Source organism: Roseibium aggregatum IAM 12614 (assembly GCF_000168975.1).
Taxonomy (GTDB): Bacteria; Pseudomonadota; Alphaproteobacteria; order Rhizobiales; family Stappiaceae; genus Roseibium; species Roseibium aggregatum.
Window position 1 is genome coordinate 437514 of sequence record NZ_AAUW01000001.1, and the last position, 24544, is coordinate 462057.

The following is a 24544-nucleotide window of genomic DNA, read 5'->3' on the forward strand; positions in this document are numbered from 1 at the left end:
CCCCTCCCCCTTGTGGGGAGGGGATTGGGGTGGGGGTCCCATCCTGAATTTGGTGAAAAGCCACCCCGTTTGCGGAGGGGAGAGAACCGCAAACTGTTATGTCTTAAAGCTCAGCCTGCCGAGCGGCGGGCTGCGCGGCCTCCTCGGCGCCGGCCGCCAGCGGACGCTCCGCCTTCGGATGGTGCCGCCACAGCACCGGGAGCCGCCGGTTGGTGGTCGCGATAGGCCATGATCCATTCCTGGCAATTGGGGTCGGCACCGTTGAGCACGTTGGCAGCACGCACGGCTTCCATTTCCTGGGGGCGGCACGGATTCATGATCGCGGACGTCATGCCGGCGCCGATGACCATCGGAATGAAGCCGGCATTGATGCCGTGGCGATGCGGCAGGCCAAAGGAAATGTTGGAAAGACCACAGGTGGTGTTGACCTTCAGTTCCTCACGCAGTCGGCGCAGCAGACGGAACACCTGCTGACCGGCCGTTCCCATGGCACCGATCGGCATGACCAGCGGGTCCACGACAATGTCGTGCGCGGGAATGCCATAGTCGGCTGCGCGCTGGACAATCTTCCTGGCCACCTCGAAGCGTACGTCCGGGTCTTCCGAAATGCCGGTCTCGTCGTTGGAGATCGCCACAACCGGCACGTTGTATTTCTTGATGAGAGGCAGGATCGCTTCCAGCTTCTCTTCCTCACCGGTCACGGAGTTGACCAGTGGGCGGCCCTTGGCAACCGCAAGGCCTGCCTCGATGGCGGCCGTCACCGATGAATCGATAGACAAGGGAACGTCGACAAGCTCTTGAACAATCTCCAGAGTTTTGACGAGAAGCGGCGGTTCGGTCTCGTTCGGATTGACCGCAGTCACGCCGGCGTTGACATCGAGCATCGTCGCGCCCGCGGCCACCTGGGCCAGGGCATCGGCCTTGACGGTTTCGAAGTTGCCTTCGGCCATTTCCGCCGCCAGCTTCTTGCGGCCGGTCGGATTGATCCGCTCGCCGATCACGCAGAAGGGCTGATCGAAACCAATGATGATTTCCTTGGTGGCGGAGGCGACAACAGTGCGGGTCATTTATGCGCTCTCATTGGCAGTCAGGATTGAAGACGAGGTCTGAAAAGACCAACTCCCGCGGCTTAGCAGCCACTCAGCGGTTTTCTGGATACCGCCGAAGGGATAGGCGTGAATCTGGGCCAACTGGGTGTCGGGCTGGCTGGTGACGCGGGTCTCCAGCGGATCGACCATCGTGTCCGGGTCGTAGCCCGAAAGCATGGAGACAACCGCACCGCCGCGTTTTTTCAGGAAGTTGAAGGAGTTTTCAACACCGGCAAAAGCGGCGTATTTCAACAGGGTCGTCATCTTGGCCGGACCGGCAACGCCGACATGAACCGGAAATTCGTTACCCCATTCGCGCAGCTCGTCCAGCCACAGGCTGACCCGGTGCGGATCGAAACCGAACTGGGTCACGATGCGGAACTCGGCATCGCTTTGGCGGGCGAGTTCGTGCTTGCGCTGCAGGAAGCTTTTGATCACCTCCGGCTTGATGTCCGGCGCGCCTTCGGGGTGCCCTGCAACGGCGATCTTCTGGATGCCGAGCTGGTCGAAGAGGCCTGTCTCCAGGAGAGCAACGGACGAGGTGAGGGGCCCTGCCTTTTCAGCTTCGCCCGCAATGGCCAGAACTTCGGTCACACCGGCTTCCTGGGTCAGCCGCGTGATGCGGCGCTCGAAGTCCTCGCGGCTGGCATAGCGGCGGGCTGCCATATGCGGAACGGCGGTCAGCCTGTTGTCGCGCAGGGTGCGGGCGGCATCGATGATCATGTCTTCCGAGCAGTTGCCCAGATCCGTGACATAGACCTGCGTGCCGGCTGGAATAAATTCCAGAAGCTCGGTCTTCTCGACCACCTGCTTGGGAGACATTTCGGTAGAGGCGGGAAGCCGCCCATTGGCCAACAGGCGCTGATCAGTCATGTTCCGAGCCTCCATTTGCGAGCAGGGTTTTCAGTCTCTCTTTCGGATAGGCAGAGACCAGGTCGGTCAGGGCCGCGTCCGCTTCCGTTTCCAGGTCGTCCGAGACGGACACGGGGTCGGTCCGGCGCCACTCCGCCATGTAGGCGTCGCTGTCCTTCGCACCGATCCGCATCGCACAGGCGTCAATGGCTTCCATGAACATTGCCGGCAGCTCCCGTCGGGCGGATTTACGCCCCTGTTTCACCAGGATCTGTGCCGGGATGTCCCGCCAATAAACGATGATTTTCTGCGCCATTCTCGGAACTTCCTCCTGAGAAACATAATTGCCGGAAGCTTGCTGACCCAGGACGCCTGATACCGGCATCATCACGTGAAAAACCGACTTGTCCGGATGCTATTTTGCGACGCTCAGTCCGCCGGGCCCTTGCCCAGAAACGGCTGGAGCAATCCATACCCCGTCCGGCGCATTTCAAACGGCAGGCCGAGCCTGTCCGCAGCGCGCCGTGCTGCATCCTCAAGTGCCGGATCATCGGTCTGTGCGAGGTAGAGAACGCGGGTGTAATGGGCGAAATACATGTCCCGCAGGTGCGGGTGCCAATCGAGGCCCAGCGGCTCGATGACCATGGTCTGGAAATGCCGGGCCAGGAAGTCGGTCAGATAGAAAGTGCCGAGCTGGTCGTCTTCCATCTGGTCGAATTCGTCTATGCCGGTGAAAAAGGCATAACAGTGCGCACCCTCGATTCGCCGCGTGCCGGTTTCCTCCAGCACCCTGTCGAGCAGGCCGCCAGTGCCGCAATCGCCATAGGCCACCAGAATGTCGGAGTAGGTGTCCGCGTTCTTCAGGATGGTCCGGCGGACTTCATCCGGGATCTTGTCCGGGGTGTTATGCAGCTTCGCCGGAAGGCAGGTGATATCGAGATGATCGAGGCGGTTCTTCTCGCGAATGGCGACGATCTCGCGCGCAAGAGCGCCGCAGGCAATAACAAGAACGCGGCCGACCTTGTCGTCCGCGCTCCCATCCGTCTCAACCGGAAAGAGAGGCTCGCCCACCAGCATTTCGGCAGCCTCCTTGAACATTGTCGTCAGCCCTTGTTGGCCAGCATGTTGTGGCGGCGTGCGATCAGATCTTTCGCCATTTCCACAGCAACGGCCGCGTCGCGGCAATAGCCATCCGCACCGACAGCTTCACCGAATTCCTCGTTCAGCGGCGCGCCGCCGACGAGCACGATATAATCGTCCCGGATGCCCTTGGCCTTCATTTCGTCGATGACGACCTTCATGTAAGGCATCGTGGTGGTCAGCAGGGCCGACATGCCGAGAATGTCCGGCTGGTGCTCTTCGATAGCAGCCAGATAGTTTTCGACAGGGTTGTTGATGCCGATGTCGATCACTTCAAAGCCGGCGCCTTCCATCATCATCGAGACGAGGTTCTTGCCGATGTCGTGGATGTCGCCCTTCACGGTGCCGATGACCATCTTGCCGACCTTCGGTGCGCCGGTCTCCGCCAGCAGCGGACGCAGGATGCTCATGCCGGCCTTCATGGCATTGGCCGAAAGAAGCACTTCAGGAACGAACAGGATGCCATCGCGGAAGTCGACGCCGACGATCCGCATGCCTTCGACCAGAGCCTTTGTCAGGATGTCGTAGGGAACCCAGCCGCGTTCCAGAAGAATGTTCACGGCATCCGTGATTTCTTCCTGAAGACCGTCGTAAAGGTCATCATGCATCTGCTCGACAAGTTCGTCGTCAGAGAGGGAGGCGAGATCGATATCGTCTTCGTCAGACATGGGTAGCTCCAACCAGGCGCAACAGGCCATCAACTTAGTGTAAAACCTTATGCCTCAAGCCGGATTCGCCGATATCTCCAAAGCGACACGGCTAGTCGTTTACGCGACAGGCAAATCAAGCCGTGCCATTCAGTGCCAATTTTGCGCACTGACGGGAAATGTTTGTAGCTGTCTAAACTTACGAGGCGTTGGCAGTATTGCCGCCTGAAAGCAGTCGCACCGCGTGCCACGCGCTGTCCACACGGGCGTCGATGTCGGTTTCCGGCAACTGTGGTAGCGCTCTGGTCACCAGCCGGATTTGAAGATCCCCGATCAGAAGAGACAGGTAGAGTTCGGCGGCCGCCGCCATTTCAATGTCTGCCAGAAATCCCTGGTCCTGCACTTGCGCGATAAGATCCTGCACGAGCGGCAGGACCGCGTTGCGGCCGCTTCTTGCAAGGGCTGCTCCGAGCGTGCCCGTGGTATCGGCAGCCGCCGCGCGGTTGAGAGCGATCGCTGCCGGGTTCGTCAGGACACCCAGCAGACTTCGGCCAAAGTGTTTCAGCGCCTGCTCCGGGGCAGAGGCGTTGCCCATACAGCTTTTCAGCGCCAGGCGGATGTCCTCGGCGTTGCGGTCCACCAGCGCCGCGAACAATCCGGTCTTGTCGCCATACCAACGGTAAAGTGTTTCATTTGAGGCCTTGGCTTTTCGGGCGACGGCCAGCATCGACATGTTGTCATAGCCTTCCTCAAGCAGCAGCTCGATCGCCGCCGTTTCAATGGCTGTTTTCCGTCTTTCTCTGGCTTCCGCCCGCATGCCGGTCTCTCCGTTGCTTGCCTGAAACCGTAATCAATGTTACGGAAAATACAATCCGTACACTAAATTACGGTCTTAGAGGCTGCGATGTATAGACTTGCACTTGGAACCGGTCTTCTGGCTGTGCTGTTTGCCGGGGCCATTTTCGGTTTCTTTTACGCCTGGATCTGCTCAACCATGTGGGGCCTAGACGCTGCAGATCCCCGCATTGCGATCGCGGCCATGCAGGCGATGAACGCCTCGGTTCGAAACGCGGTCTTTGCCCCCGCCTTCTTCGGCACGCCATTCGTTCTCGCGCTTGCCGGGGTGTTCAGCCTGATGTGCGCGCAACGCGCGGCGGGGGCCTCGTTTATCGCCGCTGCGCTCACCTACGCGCTCGGCGGGATGATGCTGACGGTTATGGTCAACGTGCCGATGAACCTGGAGCTTGCCGGTGCCACAATCCCAGAAGACCTGAATGATGCGGCTACGCTCTGGCGGTCCTATTCCGAGCCGTGGCAGATGTGGAACCAGACCCGGACACTCTTCTCAGGCCTCTCGTTGCTGCTGGCGGCAGTCGGTCTGGTTCTGCTCGGCCGAAATCCGCAGCGCTCTGCCTAGCCAAAATCTCAACTTTCTTCATGCATGGCTCAACCATGGCATCGACGCTGTTTCACCTACGCAAGCGCGGCCTTCGTTCGAGGCGATGTTTCGGCATGGATTGCAGGGGCGAGCCCTGCAATGACGGAGGAAGGGACGGGTTGGTACTTTCTATGATGGTGTATGCAATTTGGTGGCAGGCAAGCCGCTCCATCTTTGCCTTAATCTTCGTCATGCCATGGCTCGACCATGGCATCCATGCCGTTTGACTTCTTCTTGTGCAGCCTTCATTCGAGGCAATTTCACCGCTTGGTTCGCAAGGGATTGTCCTGCAATGATGCGGGGAGGGGGATTCACTCTGCCGCAGGCTAAGTGACTGTGAAGAGCGTGCCACGCAAAAAAGGCGGGTCCATAGACCCACCTTTCCTTTGGAAGTCAGCGTCAATCTCAAGTGATCAAAACAGTCCTTCGATCTGGCCGTTTTCGTCCAGCTTGATGTGGTTGGCTGACGGCACGCGCGGCAAGCCCGGCATTGTCATGATTTCCCCGCAGATCACCACGATGAAACCGGCACCCGCCGACAGCCGGACCTCGCGGACCGGCAGGCTGTGGCCGGTTGGCGCACCGCGAAGCTGGGGGTCGGTCGTGAAGGAATACTGGGTCTTGGCCATGCAGACCGGCAGATGACCGAAGCCGTCCGCTTCCCAGCGTCTGAGCTGGTCGCGCACCGACTTGTCCGCCAGCACTTCGTCGGCCCGGTAGATGCGCTTCGCGATGGTTTCGATCTTCTCGAAGAGAGACAGGCTGTCGTCGTAAAGCGGGGCGAACTGGGCTGCGCCGCTTTCGGCCAGAACTGCCACGCGGTTGGCAAGTTCCTCCGTTCCGGCTGAGCCGTTGGCCCAATGGGTCGCCAGGATCGCGTCCACGCGGTACTCGGCGCAGTAATCCTTGACCGCTTGAACTTCGGCGTCGGTATCTGCGGTGAAGTGGTTGATGGCAACAACCGCAGGCACGCCGAATTGCTTGATGTTTTCGATGTGGCGGCCAAGGTTTGCGCAACCCTTTTTGACGGCCTGGACGTTTTCGGTGCCGAGGTCTTCCTTGGCAACGCCGCCGTTCATTTTCAGAGCCTTGATGGTGGCGACGATCACCACGGCATCCGGGGTGAGGCCAGCCTTGCGGCATTTGATGTCGAAGAATTTCTCGGCGCCCAAATCTGCACCAAAGCCTGCTTCCGTCACCACATAGTCGGCCAGCTTCAAGGCCGTCTGGGTCGCGACCACAGAGTTGCAGCCGTGAGCGATGTTGGCGAACGGGCCGCCATGGATGAAGGCCGGATTATTTTCCAGTGTCTGAACCAGGTTCGGTTGCATTGCTTCTTTCAGCAGCACGGTCATGGCACCGTCCGCTTCCAGTTCCCGGGCGGTGATCGCCGTACGGTCACGCCGGTAGGCAACGATGATATCGCCAAGCCGCTTCTGCAGATCATCGAGATCAGTCGCCAGGCAAAGGATCGCCATGATTTCAGACGCAACCGTAATGTCGAACCCGGATTCGCGCGGGAAACCGTTGGCGATGCCGCCAAGCGAGCAGACGACGGAACGCAGCGCCCGATCGTTCATGTCGATGACACGGCGCCAGGCGACGCGGCGAATGTCGATGCCTAGTTCGTTGCCCCAGTAGATGTGGTTCTCGATCAAGGCGGCGAGCAGGTTGTGCGCGGAGGTGATGGCGTGGAAGTCGCCGGTGAAATGCAGGTTGATGTCTTCCATCGGCACGACCTGCGCATAGCCGCCACCGGCAGCGCCGCCCTTCATGCCGAAGCAGGGGCCAAGTGAAGGTTCGCGCAAGCAGATCATCGCGTTCTTGCCGATCCTGTTGAGACCGTCGCCAAGGCCGACTGTGGTGGTCGTCTTGCCTTCGCCGGCCGGGGTCGGGTTGATCGCGGTCACCAGGATAAGCTTGCCATTCTTGCGGCCGTTCAGGTTGGCAATGTACTCGGCGGAAATCTTGGCCTTGGTGCGCCCATAGGGCAGGAGAGAGTCTTCAGGAATATTCAGCCGCGAGCCGATTTCCTGAATAGGTTTCATCTTGGCTGCACGGGCAATTTCAATATCGCTGGCCATGGGGTCTCTCTCCGAAGCGTTTCCGAATTCTTGTTTTCCGGATGCGGTTATGCACCGCCCCAGCTTATGCGGGAACGCTATGGGAGAGGGCGGTGCAGCAAATGTTCCGAAAGCGACAGGATGCGCCCCGGAAGCGACGGCAGCTTAATCGGCGCGGTTGCGCAGCACTGTTACCAGAAAAACAAGCATGGTCAGAACCGCCAGAACGGAGCCGGCCTTGGCCATGATTTCCCCTTCTGCGTTGATCGCAAATACGATCCCCGGCACCAGCACAATGATGGTGAGAACCGACAAACCGTAGTGAATGAGAGCAAGGCGCGCGGCGGCCGCTTTTGGGGCAAGAGCGTAGTAAGCCCCGAAGACGGACATCATCACGAAACCGATGAGGTTCAGGTGCCCATGTGCAGGTGACAATGTGTGATCTGTGGTCGCTGACATGTGGATGCCCCACCCCATGCCGATCAGGGCAAAGAGTGCGGCCGTTGCAAAATAAAGACGCGGTATCGCTTTCATGTGTTCCCCCCGGAAGACAATGGCCATTTTTGCTTTTTTTGAACTGGCCGATGCGAAGCTAGCACGATTTGTGACAGTTGGATGACGGGAAAAGAAAATTGCAATATCTGGCGAAACGGATTTTAGTTCCGTCATGACAGATTCAGACATTCTTTCCCGCTTGCCGGCCCGCCTCAAGAAAGCGCGGCGCGCGCAGGGCCTGTCGCTTGAGGCGGTTGAAAAGCTCTCGGGCGTTTCCCGCTCCATGGTCAGCCAGATCGAGCGTGGAGAATCCAACCCGACCGTCGCGACCCTGCTCAATCTGACCAGAGCCCTGAATGTCGACTTTGCAGGTCTGCTGGGAGAGGAAACTGCTGAAGACCGGGTCGAGATCGTGCATGAACATCAGACCCCAGCGCTCGACAGGGCAGGGGATGGCTGCCGAATCCGCATCCTCTCGCCGCCGCAGGACACGGGCCGGTTCGAGATCTACGAGTTGATCTTCACCCAAGGCGGCAAGCTGGAGAGCAAACCCCACGAGCGCGGAACACGGGAACAACTGATAGCGGAAGACGGCCAGCTTGAAGTCACTTCGGGTGTCGCCAAAGGCGTCATCGGCAAGGGTGACACGGCCCGTTACGCCGCTGACGTGCCTCACTGCATTGCCGCGGTGGGCGGCCCGGCACGGGCGATCCTGATGGTGGTGAAGTTCTGAACGTAGCGAGCCACGCCATATCTCTTACCCAACCGGCAACGGAACGTCAGGCCATGTTTCCGTGACTTCTGCCTGGACCGGCCTGTCGAGATACGTCGTCAGCACCACATAGCTTCTGGTCGCCCTTACGCCCGGCAGGGCATAGACCTGGGCGAGGAAGCGTTCCATTGCATCGGCATTCGCCGTGCGCACTTTCAGGATGACACAGCAGTCGCCCGTGACCGAGTGGAGCTCCTCCACTTCCGGAAAGTCCCGCAGCTTCATCATGCGCTCGCTTTTGCCCCAGCCGCTGGCATCCACATGTACGAACGCCAGAAACGGTTTGCCGACGGCCATCGGGTCGATGGCGGCGTTGGTGGAGGAAATGGTACCGGACGCGATCATCCGCTTCACCCGGTCATGTACCGCTGGCGCCGAGAGCCCGACCTTGGTTCCGATCTCGGCATAGGTCTGCCGGGCGTTGCGCACCAGTTCGCCTAATATTCTTCGGTCGAAGGCGTCCACGGGGCGGCCAGAAGAGCTGTTTTTCTGAACGGTCTCTTTATTTGATTTCATTCGGTCAGATCCTTGTTGCGATGAATTCTGTTCGATCAGACAGTCATTTCCGGAAAGAAATTCGGCAAAAGGATCTTCAGCTTGATAGAGCGGACAATCAACCCGGGTGAGGGCATTTATCCGGCCACTCCCGACTATGTGCATGCACTCGAAGTGGCAGGTGCACATCGACAGCTATTCGTCAGTGGCACCATGGGGCTTGAGGCATCCGGGAAGGCCCCGGAAAGCCTCGAAGAACAGCTCGATCTGGTCTGGGCGAACCTGCGCCGGATCCTGACTGAGGCTGACATGACCACCGACAATATCGTGCGCGTCACAAGTTATCTGACAGATCCGGACATTGCCGAAAGGAACCAGGCGGCGCGCCTGAAGGCGCTGGGCGACCGGCGCGTGCCGACCACGGCCATTGTGGTCCAGACACTCGCACCAGACTGGCTGATCGAAATCGAGATCGTCGCGGCCGCCTAAGTGAAGCAGGAGCCAAGGCCAAATCAGGCGGCGGCAGGAGAGTGCAATGCAGTTCGATACGTATCTGATCTTTCTTGTCACGACAGCCGTCGTGGTTTTTTCGCCGGGGGCGGCTGCGGTTGCTGTCGCGTCTCAGGGCGCGGCGAACGGTGGTCGCAGGGCCTTCGGAGGTGTCCTTGGCATAGCGTCTGCCAATGCTGTCTATTTCGCATTGTCGGCAACTGGCATCGCCTCCTTGATCATCGCGTCCAACATGGTGTTCTCGGCAATCAAGTGGGCGGGTGTTGGATATCTCGTCTGGCTGGGGCTGACGGCGCTGTTCACGCCGGCCGGTGCCATCCGTGTCAAACGGGGAGGGCGGCAATCCAGCCTGAAGGCCCTGTTCGCCCAGGGGTTTGTGATCGAGTTCGCCAACCCGAAGGCACTGCTCTATTTCGCGGCCATTCTGCCCCAGTTCCTGAACATCGATAGTGCGATCCTGCCGCAAATCCTGATCATGGGCCTGACCACCTTCCTGATCGATCTGACCTCCTATACCGCTTATGCCTTCCTGGGAGATCTCCTGACCCAGGGTGGGGTGAAGAACTGGGTTGTAAACCTCGTCAACAAATGTGCCGGTGCTGCGTTGCTTTACGCCGGTTTTCGCATGGCGGGTGTCTCAGTTATGCGTTAGTATCTGCGGGTATTTCCTGGCCGGAAAGGCTGATGCGGCCGCCTGGATCTTGAAGAGAGATGGTTGCAAAAATCCGTGATACCGGAAAACGCATCTTTTATTCCGGACAAATATCCGGCATAGTGGAGGAAATATCCATTTTGCCGGAGGAAACCCTGTGTCCGATGCCTTTCTGTCGCATATCTCCGAGACGCTTAGAGAAATCGAAGCCGAAGGGCTCTACAAACGCGAGCGGTTGATTACCTCGCCGCAGGGCGGCTTGATTACGGTTGGCGGGCGTCAAGTCATTAACCTTTGTGCAAACAATTATCTGGGATTGGCCGATCATCCGGCCCTTGAGAAAGCTGCCCGCAACGCTCTGGAACCAAAGGGCTACGGCATGGCGTCTGTACGCTTCATTTGCGGAACCCAGGACATTCACCGCCAGCTTGAACAGCGTCTGGCCGAGTTTCTCGGCAAGGACGACTCCATTCTGTTCGCGGCCTGTTTCGATGCAAATGGCGGCTTGTTCGAGCCGCTGCTCGGTCCTGAGGACGCGATCATATCGGACGCGCTCAATCACGCCTCGATCATTGACGGCATTCGCCTGTGCAAGGCCCAGCGCTATCGCTACGCCAATTCCGATATGGCGGAACTGGAAGCGAAGCTGAAGGAAGCCCGAGCCGCCGGTGCACGTCATATCATGATCGCGACCGACGGCGTCTTCTCGATGGACGGCTATCTGGCCAACCTGCCGGGGGTGACCGAACTTGCCAGGCAATATGATGCCGTCGTGATGGTCGACGATTGCCACGCGACCGGTTTCATGGGGCCGAAGGGCGAGGGCACGCCGGCGCATTTCGGGGTTGATGTCGACATCCTGACAGGAACGCTCGGCAAGGCGCTTGGCGGCGGCATCGGCGGCTATATTGCCGGGCCCCAGCCGGTCATCGATCTGCTGCGACAGCGGGCAAGGCCCTATCTCTTTTCCAATTCTCTGCCGCCGGCTGTGGTCATGAGCGGGCTGGAAGCCATACGCCTGGTGGAAGAAGGCGACGAGCTGCGCAGGAACCTCTTCGAAAACGCCAACTATTGGCGAGCAGGCCTGGAAGCGCTCGGCTTCACACTTCTGCCGGGCGAGCATCCCATCATTCCGGTGATGCTGGGCGAGGCAAAGCTGGCTCAGGAAATGGCGGCAAAGCTATTTGAAGAAGGGGTCTATGTCTCCGGTTTCTTCTTTCCTGTCGTGCCGCGCGGTCAGGCCCGCATCCGCACGCAGATGAATGCAGCCCTGACCCGGTCCGATCTGGACCGCGCACTGGAAGCCTTTGAAAAGGCCGGCAAGGCGACGGGGGTCCTGTCATGAGCAGCAACGAAATGAAGGCGCTGTCGAAGTCCGAGCCCAGGGAAGGTCTCTGGATGACCCGTGCGCCGGTGCCGGAAATAGGTCCGGACGACGTTCTCATCAAGATCCACAAGACCGGCATTTGCGGCACGGATATTCATATCTGGAACTGGGACGACTGGGCGGCGAAGACCGTTCCCGTTCCGATGATCACCGGTCACGAATTCGCGGGCGAAATTGTCGAAATCGGCAAGAATGTCACCGACCTTGAAATCGGCCAGCGCTGCTCCGGCGAGGGTCACCTGATTGGACGGCACTCGCGGCAGTCTCGGGCGGGCAAGTTTCATCTGGATCCGGAAACCCGCGGCATTGGCGTCAACGAGCAGGGTGCTTTTGCCGAATATCTGCGCCTGCCTGCGTTCAATGTTGTGCTGTTACCGGATGAGATCGACGATGAGATCGGTGCCATTCTCGACCCGCTCGGCAACGCGGTTCATACCGCGCTCAGTTTCGATCTGGTCGGTGAGGACGTGCTGATTACCGGGGCAGGGCCGATCGGCATCATGGCCGCAGCCGTTGCCCGCCATGTCGGTGCACGCAACGTCGTCATCACTGATATCAATCAGGCCCGTCTCGACCTGGCGACAAAGGTTGCCGATGTTGTGCCGGTCAACGTGGCCAGGGAAGATCTGAAAGGCATCGAAAAGAAGCTCGGCATGAAGGAAGGCTTTGATGTTGGCCTGGAAATGTCGGGCAGCCAGGTGGCGCTCGATCAGATGGTCGAGAACCTGGTGATGGGCGGCCGGATTGCGCTGCTTGGCATACCTCCCGGAAAATCGCCGGTGGACTGGTCGCGCATCGTCTTCAAGGCGATCACCATCAAGGGCGTCTACGGCCGCGAAATTTTCGAAACCTGGTACAAGATGATTGCCATGCTGCAGAACGGGCTCGACGTGCGCAATGTCATCACGCACCGGTTTGGTGTCGATGATTTCGAAAAGGGTTTTGCTGCCATGAAGTCCGGCGAAGCCGGCAAGGTGGTGCTTAGCTGGACGTAAGTAGCTTGCGGACGACGCGCAGTTCATCCGGTCCATTTGTAATCGCGTGACGCTGGATCGCGCTCGATCAGGTCGGGGGCGATCTATTCGTGTGCGTTATTCTTGCCGCAGGCGTCTCTTTGCTTCAGGCGAACCCGGATTTCTGCGGCAAACCCATCTTTTTCAGGATCATCACCACCGGGCAAAGACCGGTGAAAGAGGCCTGGACGAGATGGGCTCCAAGAATTCCGGTGAGCCATAACCAGTTGAGATTGACGTAGACAGCCAGCAAAACTGACGCGACGATCAGCAGGCCGACCACGAGAAGAATGGCGCGTTCGACGGTCATCGTGCTCTCCCATGTTTCAGTCATTCGAAACCGGAAAATTATGCGCGCATTTCACCTGGTTGAACAGGTGTTCATTTCCGGCGAAACAGATCGCTGAACGCGGGTTTTGCTGACGCAATCGCGGCACTTTCCTGATTGTGAAATGAATAATACTCATTTGGAGCATTATCTCTCTTGCTAATGCTCCAAATGAGTATTAGGTGTTGTGTAGCCGAGGAGTTCGGCAGCATTCCAATAATTCGAGGGAGTCTCGAATGTCCAAATATCACTACGGCGTTTTTGTCGGCCGTTTTCAGCCGCTGCATACGGGCCATGAGGCCGTCATCAGAGCTGCGCTGAACGAAGTCGATACGCTGATCGTGCTGATTGGGTCTTCCGGTCAGGCACGGACCCCGCGAAACCCTTTCACCTGCACCGAACGCGAAGAGATGTTCGCCAAGGTGTTCAAGCACGAGCTGACGACCGGTCGTTTGATCCTGAAGCCTGTTTCGGATCATCCCTATTCGGACGCGGCCTGGTGTGCCGAGGTCCAGCGGGCCGTCAATGAAACCGTGCTCGCCCATTATAACAAGGGTGGCATCGTTCTGCATGGCTTGCAGGACATCAGGATAGCTCTCGCGGGCTACGGCAAGGACCGCACGAGCTATTATCTGAAGCTGTTTCCCGAGTGGGGCAATGTGCAGTTGGCCAGCCAATACGGCACTTTCTCGTCGACAGACGTGCGCAGGCAGTTGTTCCAGCGCATCCCGGTCGTCTCCCGGTCGGTTCTGTCTGACGGCGTGGCGGAGTGGCTGGAAGGCTTCGTCATGACGGAAACCTTTCGCGCGCTTCTGGAAGAGGCCGAGTATCTGGAAGCCTATCCCAGGCAATGGGGCAGGGGGCCGTTCGTGACGGTCGATGCCGTTGTCATCCAGTCCGGCAACATTCTTCTGGTCGAGCGCGGCCAGGCACCCGGCAAGGGATTATTGGCTCTGCCAGGCGGGTTCCTTGATCCCAGCGAAAGCATCAAGGATGCCGCAATCCGCGAGTTGAAGGAGGAAACCGCGATCAGCGACCACAAGGGAGAAATTCCCCCGGCCATGCTGGCGTCCTTCATCGACGGCACCAAGACAAGGGTCTTCGACCATCCCGACCGGTCGCTGCGTGGCCGCATCGTCACCCACGCATTTCTGTTTCGCCTGCCGGAACGGCGCGAACTGTTTTCCGTTTCTGGTGGGGACGATGCTCGGTCAGCCAATTGGCATCGCCTGGGAGATCTGGAGCCCGAGCAGTTCTTCGAAGATCACTGGTCCATCATCCAATTGATGGCGGACCTGTAACAGCGCCTGCGGGGGAGGCCCGCAGACAATCGCATCTGTCACGTGAGGAGTTCACAATGACAAATCCACTTCTGGCGACCGACAGCTACAAGCAGTCGCACTTCAAGCAGTATCCGCCCGAGGCCCGCAGGATCTCGGCCTATCTGGAAGCAAGGCCCAATCCGTTTTCGGATAGCGTCCTGTTCTTCGGGCTGCAATCTTACCTGAAGGACGTGCTTCTGAGGCCTATTACGGCAACGGACATCGAGGCGGCTGCCCGTATCTGTGCGGCCCATGGCGTTCCGTTCAACCGGGAAGGCTGGGAACAGATCCTGACGGATCACGGCGGCCTGTTTCCGCTGGAGATCAAGGCTCTGCCGGAAGGAACACTGGCACCGAGCGGTGTGCCGCTTGTACAGGTGGAAAACACCGACGAGCGCATGCCCTGGCTGACGACCTGGGTGGAAACCGCCTTGTTGCGGTCGGTCTGGTATCCGTCGACGGTCGCGACACTCTCCTTCAAGTGCAAGGAGATCCTGTATCGCGGTCTTCTGGAAACCTCTGAGGATCCAGCCGGACAGATCCCTTTCAAACTGCATGATTTCGGCGCGCGCGGGGTTTCCTCTGCCGAAAGCGCCGCACTTGGCGGCATGGCCCATCTGGTGAATTTCTCGGGCACCGACACCATGGAAGCTCTGGAAGCTGCCATGACCTGGTACGGTGCGGATGTGGCGGGTTATTCGATCCCCGCCGCGGAACACTCGACCATGACCAGTTGGGGACAGGAGCGGGAAATCGACGCCTACCGGAACATGCTGGTGCAATTTGGCCGGCCCAATGCGCTGGTGGCGGTCGTTTCCGACAGCTACGACCTTGGCAATGCTGTCGAGCACCTGTGGTGCGGCCGGTTGAAGGATGAGGTGCTCGCCTCGGGCACGACGGTCGTCATCCGCCCGGATTCCGGAGATCCCGTCGAAATGCCGCTGAAGGTCATGGAGACCCTTTGGCAGCACTACGGCGGCTCGGAAAACAGCAAGGGCGCACGTGTGTTGCATCCGTCGGTTCGTGTCATTCAGGGGGATGGCATGAAGCTCGATACCATCAGGCAACTGGTGGAAGAGCTGGTGCGTCGCAAATGGTCCGTCGACAACATTGCCGTCGGCATGGGCGGTGGTCTGTTGCAACAGGTCAACCGGGATACGATGCGCTTTGCGATGAAGGCAAATGCCATGAAAACCGCGGACGGCACCTGGCGTGATGTCTCCAAGACCCCGGTCACCGATCCCGGCAAGGCCTCCAAGGCCGGGCGGCAGGCGACGGTTCTCGAAAACGGTGTGCTGACCGCAATTCGTCTCGAGGAACTCGGTGGCAGAACCGACCAGTTGCAGACGGTCTACCGCAATGGTGCACTGGTGAAGGACTGGACCTTTGATGAGGTCCGCGAGCGGTCCCATCAGCATCTGCTGGAGAGGGTCGCAAGCTGACCTCTTGATTGCCCAGGAGGCTGGCCGGGGGAACTCGGCCGGTCATTGAGCCAAAGACGCGGACGGTCCATACCCTAAAGGGCCGTCCGTTGCCAGTCCGGCTCGTAGGTGATGTCGGAAACGCCGGCAAAGCGGGCAGTGCGTTCAAGCTCCGCCTGAAGCTTGACCTCACGGCCCTTCGAGGCTCTGATGCCTTGCTCTGGCCAATAGGCCCGAACGTGAAGCCTGTCCTCGCTTCTCAGCGCCTTCATGTCGATCCGCCCGATCAAACGGTCGCCCTCCAGGACCGGGAAGACATAATAGCCGTATTGGCGCTTTGGCTCTGGAACGAAGATCTCTATCCGGTAGGAGAAGCCGAAAAGCCGTTCGGCACGCTTGCGGTCACGCAGCGCCGGGTCGAAGGGGGACAGGATACGCACGCGCGAAGGTGGCTCGGGAAGCGCATCAAGGGTGTTGAGCGTTTCCGGATAGGCGAAGACTTTCCGCCAGGATCCGTCGACACATTCAACTTCAATCTCGGCAATCGTACCCTCGGCCAGTGCCGCCGTGCACCAGTCCTTGGCTTCCTGGGGCGTGATCAGGTCCCAGAAGGCTGCAATCTCGCCGGAGGTCGCGAAACCAAGCCGGTCGAGGGCGGCGCGGGCTGCCCAGTCCGTCGTTTCATCGAAATCATGTGCGGCGTTAAGGTGCTGCACTGGAATGACCCGTTCCGTGAGGTCATAGACTTTCTGAAATCCGTTCCGGCCGGAAACCGACAGTTCGCCAGTGCGCCATAGAAATTCGAGTGCTGCCTTCGAAGGGTGCCATTCCCACCAGCCGCCACTGCTGCGTTCTTCGTCTTCACCGACAGTTGCAGACGTGACCGGACCATGGTCGCTGATCCGTTTGAGTATCTCGTCGAATTTCCGTTCGAACTCGTTCTGGTGCCAGTTGCGCCATCTGTTGATGAGGTTTTCCTTGTCCCGGCTGAACCTTAGGCGCCAATGCCGGAAGAACTCGGTCGGTATGACAGACGCATCATGGGTCCAATGCTCGAACAGATGCCGGTCACGCTCGGTGAGAAGTTTGAGGTTCTTCTCCTTGTAGGCAGGTCGTCTGGCAGCCAGGATCATGTGGTGGGCGCGGGCGACGGTGTTGATGCTGTCGATCTGGACGAAACCGAGCTGGTCTATGACAGCGGCAAGATCATCACCCTTTCCGCTTCCCTTGGGGGCGGAGGCAAGGCCGTGTCTTTCCAGGAAGAGGTGCCGTGCGAGACGATTCGGCAGCCGGGGCAGGGAGGAGACATTCATGAAACGAAGCTAGCATCTTCCCCGGATCAAAAAAACGGTCGCCAAGCGGTATTGTCAATTTTGTCGATGCGAATGATGCAGCTGGTCGGAATGATTTCGTAAATACAACGCAGGTACACGTAAAACGTGTTTTTTTGATTGACCGATTAGTCAAAAGAAGTTTCACTCGATTGCCTGGCTTCAACCGAGGCGTTGTTCGAGCGGTCAAAATGAGAGTTTTCAATCGATTAGGAAGGCGATTGTTCATCACGGCTCTGGCGTATGCGGCTTTGTCGCTGGCGCCTGCGAGCTCTGCGGACACAGATGGCTGCTCAAAGGTCAAGCTCAACGGATCAAGCGTCTGGTACCCGGTCTCCATGCGCGAGCAAGCGGACGGCAGTCTCAAGGGCGTGTTTCCAGACCTTGCCACGGAAGTCTTTACCGCCTTGGGCGTGCCGCTGATGGTTGGCCCGGAGCTTCCGTGGAAACGGCTTTTGACATTGCTGGAGCATGGGCAGATCGACATTCTCGCCGGGGCGTATCTGACCGATGAAAGGCTCGCAAAGTACGGTGTCAGTCAGCCGGTGATGCAGGAAGAGGTCGGTGTCATCATCCGGTCCAATCTCGGTGTCCGCCCGCAATCACTGAAAGACCTTGCAGGACTGAGAGGCGTTGCACCGTTCGGGGCTTCATTTGGCGAGGAATTCGAAAACTTTGCCACATCCCATTTGTCTATCGACAGACAGCCGTTCGAAGATTTCAAAACCAACATACTTCTGGTCGCGGAGGAGAAGGCGGATTACCTGATAATCGCCCGCCAGGAAGGCGAGAGGATGATCAAGGAGGCGAGGGTCGAAGGAAAGGTCGAAGTCTTGCCGTGGGTTGCTTCGGTCAACACGCTTCATTTCATGTTTTCCAGGGCAACGCCGTGTATAAAGATGCTGGAAGCGTTTGACGAAGAGCTGCTTCGCCGCCGGGAGACCGGCCGGTTGGATGAGTTGATCGAAGACTACACTCTGCCAGTTGGCGACGGGTAGCAGAACCAAGAGACCCACATGCAGCATCAGGTAAACGCGTGACGGATCTGGGTGCATCCGGCCTGGGGCTGGTTCTCGTTGCCGTTGTGGTGTTCCTCGGTGCGGGGTTCGTCAAGGGGCTCGTGGGGTTCGGTTTGCCGACGATCGGGCTCGGGCTGATGACCGTTTTTGTCGGTGTCGAAAAGGCGATGGTCCTCATTCTGTGGCCGGCATTTCTGACCAACCTTTGGCAAAGCGTGTCCGGTGGTCACCTGCGCGTTCTAGTGCCTCGCCTCTGGCCGTTTCTGGTTTCCGCTGTCGCAACGCTTGCAGCCGGGACATTCATCCTCACACAATTGCCGGACGGGGCTGCAGATCTGCTGCTCGGACTTCTTATGGTTTTCTATGCCGTACCGATGCTGGCTGGTCTTGTTCTGCGTATTCCGGAAAACCGTGTCATTCCGGTGGGCGTGGCCATCGGGCTGGTCAACGGTGTCATGTCAGGCCTGACAGGGTCCTACACGGTGCCGGGGGTCATGTATCTGCAGGCACTTGGGCTCAAGCGGGACGAGTTGATCCAGGCGATGGGCCTCTTGTTCCTGTTGTCGACGATTGCGCTTGGTGTATCGCTTGGTGGCTTCGGATTGATGGGGGGGCAGGAGGCACTGGCTTCCGCTGCGCTGGTCGTTCCGGCACTCTCCGGCGTCTGGGCCGGACAATTCACGCGGCGCAGAGTGTCTGAGGCTGGCTTCCGCCGACTCGTGCTCGCCGCCATCCTCGCACTCGGCCTCTATCTCATTCCCCTCGGTCTCTGGCGGCTGTATTAGCTTTTCCAGCAGATAGGGGGCTTGGTGACAAATTCCCGTCTGGTCATCCCGGACGCAGCGTAGCGAAGATCCGGGATCGGAGAGCTGGGAAACTTGGAACCTGAAGCCCTGAAAACAAATTCTCAAACACGATTGAGTTTTGTGCCTGCCCGGTCGCGGCTCGCGCTTCGCTTGGCCGGGTGACAATGGAGAGGCTTTTTTCTGCTAAACACAGAAACGCCGCGGAAACCGCGGCGCTCACACTCTCATGATGTTGGTGAATCTGTCTTACTTCGCGATCAGTCGCATGGGTGTGGCCGTGCCGACACCGGATGTCGGCTTGGTGTTGGCCCACTGGTAGGACTGGCGCTCTTCCGTCGGCGTGCACAAGAAGCGCTCACGGTAGCACTTGGTGAAATGAGACGTTGACGCGAAACCGCAGGCAAGCGCGACATCCAGCACCGGCCGGCTGGTCCGGCGCAACAGGTCCCGCGCGGTTTCCAGGCGCAGACGCAAATAGTACTGGCCCGGTGTGCAATTGAAATGCCGGCGGAACAGACGCTCCAACTGGCGCGGCGACAGGTTGACCGTCATGGCGAGCTGCTGGCAGCTCAGCGGGTCCTCGATATGAAGATCCATGATCCGGATCGCGTCGAGGATCTTGGCATTCGAGATGCCGGTCCGGGCTTCGATGTCGTGGCGCTGTGCAGATTCGCCGGAGCGCATGTTCTGGTAGAGCGCAACTTCAGCGACTTCATGGGCCAGATAAGCGCCATGCTGGATGGCGATCAGGCGCAGCATCATGTCGAGCGAAGCCATGCCGCCGGCGCAGGTGATGCAGTTGCGGTCGATCGCGAAGATGTCGGAGGTCACTTCGACGTCCGGAAATTCTTCCCGCAGGGACCTCAGGTTCTCCCAATGGATGGTGCAACGGCGGCCGTCCAGAAGATGGTACCGGGCAAGCAGATAGGCCCCGGTGCAGATGGCGCCGAAGGTTCGGCCCATGGCATTCAACCGGCGCAGTCTGTTGCCGAGTTCCGCGTCCAGCGGCAAGCGTTCAACGTCGATGCCGGTACACAAAAGTGTAATGTCGGCGTCATGCAGGTCGCGAACAGATTTTTTAACCGCGACCTCGCAGCCATTGCTTGCCGTGACTGGATTTCCGTCAAGCGAATAAGTCGTCCACTGGTAGTATTCTCTCCCCAGAAGGCGGTTTGCTATTCGCACAGGCTCGATAACGCTCGCGAAAGCGTTCATGGAAAACCGCTCCATGAGCACGAATGCTATTTTCTGGCCTGTTTCTTCGTGCGCGCGTCCGGACATTTACTGTGCCTCAGTGGAAGGTATTATTGCTGTTTGTCTTTGGTTTTCAGCAAGTTTTGCAGTTTGTATTTATCTGTCAAATAAAAAACGCTTACAGAACTGATATTATCGTAAATGTCATAAACGAATTGGCGATGTTGCCCAGCCTGTCATCCAGGTGCGGAACATTTCATCGGCAAATGTCGTCTTTTTAACCGCGACGCCAACGCTGCGGTGCTCCAGGCCCTCATGGTCCAGCGGAATCCCCCTCAAGGAGCTTTTCAACTTCAGATGACCGGCTGGCAGAATGGCGGCACCAAAGCCAAGTCCGGTCAGTTCCAGCACCTGCTGATCGTTCACGGCTTCTGCGGAGACTTTTAAGGGGGCGTCCGCGAGGGCGAATTCGGCCAGCATTGCATCGTGCCTGGGGCAATATCTGCGGGAAACCAGCGTAACCGAGCGCAGGTCCTCAATCGAAATCCTGTTCCGTCCCGCAAGCGGATGAGACCGTGCAACGGCAAGGACATAGGGCTCTGTGTAAAGTTCCGTGAACCTGTGCCCTTTCGGTGCGCAGACCTTGTCGACAATTGCAAGTTCCGCATCCTTCGCCGTCTGCTCGAAACGCATTTCCAGCGTGGGGCAGGAGGTGCGAAGGGCATGGAACGCGCCTTGATAGGCGGACAGCAGGACATCGGGAGCCGTGTAGAGGCTCAAATGAAGAGGCGGCTCTTTGAGGAAGCGACGTTCGGCATCCCCGACCGCACGAAGGATCGTTTGGGCATGATGATAAAGATCCCTGCCGGCCGGTGTCGGACGTAGGCCCGTGCGAGAGCGGACAAATAGCGGCGTTCCCAACGTGTCTTCGAGTTTCTGCAGGGCTTGCGACAGGGAAGGTTGGGAAATGCCGTGCCCGGACGCTGCTGAACTGATCGTTCCCATTTCAAAGGCGCTGACGAAATAACGCAGAGGGGTCACTTCAAGCATAGGAGTGGCCTATATTAAAGATAAGTCGCATAGGACTATACTATGAAAGAGCGGGAATGCACACCTCTGCCTGTCAATCACATCGTCCGGTATTGAAGGATCCCCCGCATGAATTCCGCATTCCCTCTATCTCAGTCCGAAACCTTTCCGCTGGCGCGCACAGAACGGATCGCCATTCACCGCGTGCTCGACCTCTTCGAGAAGGGTTCTCCCGAATTGTTCGCAGAACTGTCGGATCAAATCGATTTCCGCATCGATCACTACCGAGATGAAACCGATGTTTCCTGGCAGGTCGCCTCGAGCCCCGCGGATATGGCAATTGTGCTGCAGCGCCTTGCGCGGGAAGTGTTTCCCAAAGGAACACATGTGCACGGGCTGGCTTCCCAGGCCTTGGGGCAGGGGTGGTTTTTCACGCGCTTCGAGCAAAGGTTTTTCTATCCCGTCAAGGACTGCGAGTGCGAAAGTGTCACTTATATCGTCAGCCACGAAAGCGACGGAAAGCTCGATTTCTTTCGGGAAACCGTGACGACGATCGTTGAGAAGTCCTGACCGATCATGTGCCAGACCTGCGATGCCGCAATGAAGGATGGCAGGTCTGGAGCACATCTGAACGGTGTTGGCGCGCATTCCTGACCTTTTTTAGAATGATTTTTTTGCAGTAAGTGCGTTTAGTGGATCGGAGTTGCTTCAAGTCAAGGCTGGACTAGTGCTACATGAGGCACAATCTTAGAAGCGCGCTGACTTACGGACCCCGATTGACATGAACGTACTTGCCAAACCCGCCGACCTCGAAGCTGCCGCGCCGGCCGGCGCTTTCGTCGAGGAAGTAAAATTCGTCCAGCATTACACGGACCGCCTGTTCCGCTTTCGCATGACCCGTCCGGCGAGCTTCCGTTTCCGGTCCGGGGAATTCGTGATGATCGGCCTGATGATCGATAGCAAGCCGCTTTACCGCGCCTATTCCATCGCCAGCCCGGCATGGGACGAAGAGCTCGAGTTCTTTTCGATCAAGGTTCCGGACGGTCCGCTGACGTCGCATCTTCAGAAGATCCAACCCGGTGATGCGGTGCTGATGAAGAAGAAGCCGACCGGCACGCTGGTGAACGATGCCCTGATTCCCGGCAAGCGTGTCTACATGTTCTCCACTGGAACCGGCATCGCGCCGTTCGCCAGCCTGATCCGCGATCCGGACACCTACGAAAAATTCGACCAGGTGATCCTGACGCATACCTGCCGCGAAGTTGCCGAGCTGAAATACGGCGAGGACCTTGTGCAGGAAACCATCAACGATCCGCTGATCGGTGAATTCGCGAAGGACAAGCTGGTGCATTACACCTCCGTGACCCGCGAAGACTTTCCCCGTCAGGGCCGGATCACGGACCTGATCAAATCCGGCAAATTGTTCGAAGACCTCGGCGTGCCGCCGCTCGACCCGGCGGTCGACCGCGGCATGATCTGCGGTTCCATGGACATGCTGAAGGACACCAAGGCTCTTCTGGAAGAAGCTGGTCTCACCGAAGGGGCCAACAACAAGCCTGCAGAGTTCGTTGTCGAACGTGCTTTTGTCGGCTGAGTCGGCGACGACTTAATTTGTTAATAATGCTTAGATCTTTGCTCGGGGGCGCGTGTTTAACACGTGCCCCCGCAGCTTTATTAAGGGTCTATTGTGGGTTTTCCAAAGAAAGGAAGGCCGATAGCCCCGAATATGGGGTTCGCGGGTGGACAGACCTGATGGCGGGTGGCAAGAATCTGTTTAAAAAATGGCAAGTCAGCAGGGCCACTTGAACGCTGCAGGCCAAACATCAAGGTACTGAGCCATGATCTCCGACAGTCGAACCTATGTGATTGCCGAAATCGGTATCAACCATAATGGCGATATCGATCAGGCCCTCGAAATGATCCGCAAATCCAAGGAGGCCGGGTGCGACGCTGTCAAATTTCAGAAGCGCACGGTTGATGTCGTCTATTCTGCCGAAGAGCTGGCGCGTCCGCGTGAAAACGTCTTCGGCACGACGAATGGCGATCTGAAACGCGGTCTGGAATTCGGCAAGGCCGATTACGATCGTATAGACAAGCTGTGCAAGGAGCTTGGCATCGATTGGTTCGCTTCTCCCTGGGACGAAGGGTCCGTAGACTTCCTGCTGGACTACGACACGCCCTATATCAAGGTCGCCTCTGCCATGGTCACGGATCGTGACTTCCTTGAATACTGCGCGCGCAGTGGCCGCCCTTTGCTGGTTTCCACCGGCATGAGCGACATGGCAATGGTCAAGAGCTTTGTCGACGTGATCGAACGCTCCGGTGGTGAGATCGCATGTCTCTATCACTGCACCTCCACCTATCCGACCCGTGATGACGAGATCAATCTGCGCGGCATCTCGACTCTGAAGGAAGCTTTCCCCCATCTGAAGATCGGGTTCTCCGGTCACGAGGAAGGCATTCTGCCAAGCGTCTGTGCGGCCGCTCTTGGCGCATGCTCGATCGAGCGCCATGTCACGCTTGATCGTTCCGACTGGGGCTCAGACCAGAAGGCGTCGCTCGAAATGCCGGAAGTCGCCGACATGGTCTCGCAGATCCGGCGGGTAGAGATTGTGCGCGGCGACGGCGTTCTGCGTTTTTATGAAGACGAGAAGCCGATCGCGGAAAAGCTGCGCCGGAAAGTCACGCTGCAGGCGGCGTGAGACGGCAGATGTATTGGTGGGCTGACCGGAACCGGTTGGCCCTTTTTTGTTCAAGAGCTTTATATGTCCATCATTGATAGCTGCCTGAATCTCTACCGGGGGGAGAGCTACTACGTGGCGTATCCGGCCCGGCCGCTTCCACAGGACTATTGGGAAGCAAAGAAGGATCCGGACGGCAAGGTCAGGGATATTGAAGCCGAGCGAGACCAGCGCAAGGAAGACGTGCGCTACATCGCTGACTATGTGAACGCACGGGCACCCGGCCGGGTGCTGGATATCGGCTTTGGCCTCGGCGAGTTGCTGGAACAGGTGACCGGCCAGAACGACTGTTTCGGTCTGGACCCATCTCAAAAGGCTGTCGAGGTCGCCCGGCAATGGTGTTCCGCCGACCTTCGGCACGGCGTTCTGGAGAAAGGTACCTTTCCGGCGAACATGTTCGATGTGGTGACTGCCAACCATGTCATCGAACATGTCGATGAGCCGATCCCCTTTGTTGAAGCCATCTTCGAGATCCTGAAGCCCGGTGGGGAATTCATCTGCGGCACGCCGAACTTTGCGTGCGCGGCCGCACGGGTCTATGGGGACCGTTTCAGGTTGCTGCATGACCCAACTCATGTGAGCCTGTTTTCTGACGATTCTCTTGTCAGGCTGCTGCGTGACACGGGGTTCCGCATCGAAATGGTCGAATATCCCTATTTCGGAACACGTTTTGCCACCCGCGAAACGTTCGACAGCATGGTGCGGGCCGATGCGGATGTGTCGCCGGCATTCTGGGGATCCTTCGTAACGGTCTTCGCGCGCAAACCCGTGTGAGCACAGTTTTCCCGAGGTGGTTGAGCA

Annotated in this window: 27 protein-coding genes; 14 read left to right on the forward strand and 13 right to left on the reverse strand. The window is 58.4% G+C overall.

Going from position 1 to position 24544, the window contains the following annotated elements; all coding sequences use genetic code 11:
- Positions 1-110: 110 nt before the first annotated feature.
- The 6 genes from SIAM614_RS02015 to SIAM614_RS02040 all read right to left on the reverse strand — a co-directional run bounded on the left by SIAM614_RS02015 (position 111) and on the right by SIAM614_RS02040 (position 4544).
- On the reverse strand, positions 111-1067 hold the full coding sequence (locus SIAM614_RS02015; RefSeq protein WP_006931643.1) for a methyltetrahydrofolate cobalamin methyltransferase: 957 nt from the start codon (positions 1065-1067) through the stop codon (positions 111-113).
- Positions 1068-1961: a methylenetetrahydrofolate reductase gene (locus SIAM614_RS02020; RefSeq protein ID WP_006931646.1), complete on the reverse strand. Its 894-nt coding sequence runs from the start codon at positions 1959-1961 to the stop codon at positions 1068-1070.
- Complete coding sequence (locus SIAM614_RS02025) at positions 1954-2256, reverse strand: virulence factor (protein ID WP_040438943.1); 303 nt, start codon at positions 2254-2256, stop codon at positions 1954-1956. Before SIAM614_RS02025 ends, SIAM614_RS02020 begins: the two co-directional genes overlap by 8 nt.
- Positions 2257-2369: 113 nt before the next feature.
- On the reverse strand, positions 2370-3038 hold the full coding sequence (locus SIAM614_RS02030; protein WP_006931651.1) for a DUF1638 domain-containing protein: 669 nt from the start codon (positions 3036-3038) through the stop codon (positions 2370-2372).
- Between the two features lie 5 nt (positions 3039-3043).
- Positions 3044-3748, reverse strand: coding sequence for a corrinoid protein (locus SIAM614_RS02035; RefSeq protein WP_006931653.1), 705 nt, complete (start codon positions 3746-3748; stop codon positions 3044-3046).
- A 178-nt stretch (positions 3749-3926) separates the two neighbouring features.
- Entirely contained in the window at positions 3927-4544 is a 618-nt protein-coding gene (locus SIAM614_RS02040; protein ID WP_006931655.1) for a TetR/AcrR family transcriptional regulator, read from the reverse strand.
- 87 nt (positions 4545-4631) lie between these two features.
- Here SIAM614_RS02040 and SIAM614_RS02045 point away from each other — a divergent pair, with 87 nt between their 5' ends.
- Positions 4632-5144, forward strand: a complete 513-nt coding sequence (locus tag SIAM614_RS02045; RefSeq protein ID WP_006931657.1) for an anthrone oxygenase family protein — start codon at positions 4632-4634, stop codon at positions 5142-5144.
- Between the two features lie 434 nt (positions 5145-5578).
- On the opposite strand, the gene SIAM614_RS02050 is transcribed toward SIAM614_RS02045, so the two are convergent.
- Positions 5579-7249, reverse strand: coding sequence for a formate--tetrahydrofolate ligase (locus SIAM614_RS02050; RefSeq protein ID WP_006931662.1), 1671 nt, complete (start codon positions 7247-7249; stop codon positions 5579-5581).
- 144 nt (positions 7250-7393) lie between these two features.
- Positions 7394-7912: a hypothetical protein gene (locus SIAM614_RS02055; RefSeq protein WP_229597929.1), complete on the reverse strand. Its 519-nt coding sequence runs from the start codon at positions 7910-7912 to the stop codon at positions 7394-7396.
- Between SIAM614_RS02055 and SIAM614_RS02060 the strand changes: the two genes are divergently transcribed.
- Positions 7896-8456 carry a helix-turn-helix domain-containing protein gene (locus tag SIAM614_RS02060; RefSeq protein ID WP_006931664.1) on the forward strand — a complete coding sequence of 187 codons (561 nt, stop codon included), beginning with the start codon at positions 7896-7898 and terminating at the stop codon, positions 8454-8456. The genes SIAM614_RS02055 and SIAM614_RS02060 overlap by 17 nt on opposite strands.
- Before the next feature lie 24 nt (positions 8457-8480).
- Here the strand turns inward: SIAM614_RS02060 and SIAM614_RS02065 are convergent, their stop codons facing one another.
- The gene (locus SIAM614_RS02065; RefSeq protein WP_006931665.1) at positions 8481-9011 is read right to left on the reverse strand and encodes an Lrp/AsnC family transcriptional regulator; all 531 of its coding nucleotides are present in this window, start codon (positions 9009-9011) and stop codon (positions 8481-8483) included.
- An 81-nt stretch (positions 9012-9092) separates the two neighbouring features.
- On the opposite strand from SIAM614_RS02065, the gene SIAM614_RS02070 reads away from it, so the two are divergent.
- From SIAM614_RS02070 to tdh, 4 genes are all read left to right on the forward strand, one after another.
- Complete coding sequence (locus tag SIAM614_RS02070) at positions 9093-9479, forward strand: RidA family protein (protein ID WP_006931666.1); 387 nt, start codon at positions 9093-9095, stop codon at positions 9477-9479.
- Between the two features lie 46 nt (positions 9480-9525).
- Positions 9526-10152 (forward strand): LysE family translocator, encoded by a 627-nt coding sequence (locus SIAM614_RS02075; RefSeq protein ID WP_006931667.1) that lies wholly within the window; start codon positions 9526-9528, stop codon positions 10150-10152.
- 157 nt (positions 10153-10309) lie between these two features.
- The gene (locus SIAM614_RS02080) at positions 10310-11497 is read left to right on the forward strand and encodes a glycine C-acetyltransferase (RefSeq protein WP_006931668.1); all 1188 of its coding nucleotides are present in this window, start codon (positions 10310-10312) and stop codon (positions 11495-11497) included.
- On the forward strand, positions 11494-12534 hold the full coding sequence (tdh, locus tag SIAM614_RS02085; RefSeq protein ID WP_040438789.1) for an L-threonine 3-dehydrogenase: 1041 nt from the start codon (positions 11494-11496) through the stop codon (positions 12532-12534). The genes SIAM614_RS02080 and tdh overlap by 4 nt, the downstream gene beginning before the upstream one ends.
- Before the next feature lie 124 nt (positions 12535-12658).
- Here tdh and SIAM614_RS02090 read toward each other — a convergent pair whose 3' ends face one another.
- Positions 12659-12862: a YgaP family membrane protein gene (locus SIAM614_RS02090; RefSeq protein ID WP_006931670.1), complete on the reverse strand. Its 204-nt coding sequence runs from the start codon at positions 12860-12862 to the stop codon at positions 12659-12661.
- A gap of 254 nt (positions 12863-13116) precedes the next feature.
- Between SIAM614_RS02090 and SIAM614_RS02095 the strand changes: the two genes are divergently transcribed.
- A complete protein-coding gene (locus tag SIAM614_RS02095) occupies positions 13117-14181 on the forward strand; it encodes an NUDIX domain-containing protein (protein WP_006931671.1) in 1065 nt (354 codons plus the stop codon).
- 56 nt (positions 14182-14237) lie between these two features.
- Positions 14238-15644: a nicotinate phosphoribosyltransferase gene (locus SIAM614_RS02100; protein WP_006931672.1), complete on the forward strand. Its 1407-nt coding sequence runs from the start codon at positions 14238-14240 to the stop codon at positions 15642-15644.
- 74 nt (positions 15645-15718) lie between these two features.
- On the opposite strand, the gene SIAM614_RS02105 is transcribed toward SIAM614_RS02100, so the two are convergent.
- Complete coding sequence (locus SIAM614_RS02105) at positions 15719-16936, reverse strand: winged helix-turn-helix domain-containing protein (RefSeq protein WP_006931673.1); 1218 nt, start codon at positions 16934-16936, stop codon at positions 15719-15721.
- Positions 16937-17175: 239 nt separating this feature from the next.
- Here SIAM614_RS02105 and SIAM614_RS02110 point away from each other — a divergent pair, with 239 nt between their 5' ends.
- Together SIAM614_RS02110 and SIAM614_RS02115 are read left to right on the forward strand one after the other, a co-directional pair.
- A complete protein-coding gene (locus tag SIAM614_RS02110) occupies positions 17176-17952 on the forward strand; it encodes a substrate-binding periplasmic protein (protein ID WP_006931674.1) in 777 nt (258 codons plus the stop codon).
- Positions 17953-17990: 38 nt separating this feature from the next.
- Positions 17991-18758, forward strand: coding sequence for a sulfite exporter TauE/SafE family protein (locus tag SIAM614_RS02115; RefSeq protein ID WP_006931675.1), 768 nt, complete (start codon positions 17991-17993; stop codon positions 18756-18758).
- A gap of 267 nt (positions 18759-19025) precedes the next feature.
- Here SIAM614_RS02115 and SIAM614_RS02120 read toward each other — a convergent pair whose 3' ends face one another.
- Both SIAM614_RS02120 and SIAM614_RS02125 read right to left on the reverse strand, forming a co-directional pair.
- Positions 19026-20060 carry a GlxA family transcriptional regulator gene (locus tag SIAM614_RS02120; RefSeq protein WP_006931676.1) on the reverse strand — a complete coding sequence of 345 codons (1035 nt, stop codon included), beginning with the start codon at positions 20058-20060 and terminating at the stop codon, positions 19026-19028.
- Between the two features lie 117 nt (positions 20061-20177).
- A complete protein-coding gene (locus SIAM614_RS02125; RefSeq protein WP_006931677.1) occupies positions 20178-21023 on the reverse strand; it encodes a LysR family transcriptional regulator in 846 nt (281 codons plus the stop codon).
- A 108-nt stretch (positions 21024-21131) separates the two neighbouring features.
- Here SIAM614_RS02125 and SIAM614_RS02130 point away from each other — a divergent pair, with 108 nt between their 5' ends.
- The 4 genes from SIAM614_RS02130 (at position 21132) to SIAM614_RS30410 (ending at position 24517) form a co-directional block, all read left to right on the forward strand.
- Entirely contained in the window at positions 21132-21572 is a 441-nt protein-coding gene (locus tag SIAM614_RS02130; protein WP_006931679.1) for a hypothetical protein, read from the forward strand.
- Between the two features lie 211 nt (positions 21573-21783).
- Positions 21784-22596, forward strand: a complete 813-nt coding sequence (locus SIAM614_RS02135) for a ferredoxin--NADP reductase (RefSeq protein ID WP_006931681.1) — start codon at positions 21784-21786, stop codon at positions 22594-22596.
- Between the two features lie 244 nt (positions 22597-22840).
- Positions 22841-23704, forward strand: coding sequence for an N-acetylneuraminate synthase family protein (locus SIAM614_RS02140; RefSeq protein ID WP_006931682.1), 864 nt, complete (start codon positions 22841-22843; stop codon positions 23702-23704).
- Positions 23705-23767: 63 nt separating this feature from the next.
- On the forward strand, positions 23768-24517 hold the full coding sequence (locus tag SIAM614_RS30410) for a class I SAM-dependent methyltransferase (protein WP_006931683.1): 750 nt from the start codon (positions 23768-23770) through the stop codon (positions 24515-24517).
- Positions 24518-24544 lie beyond the last annotated feature (27 nt).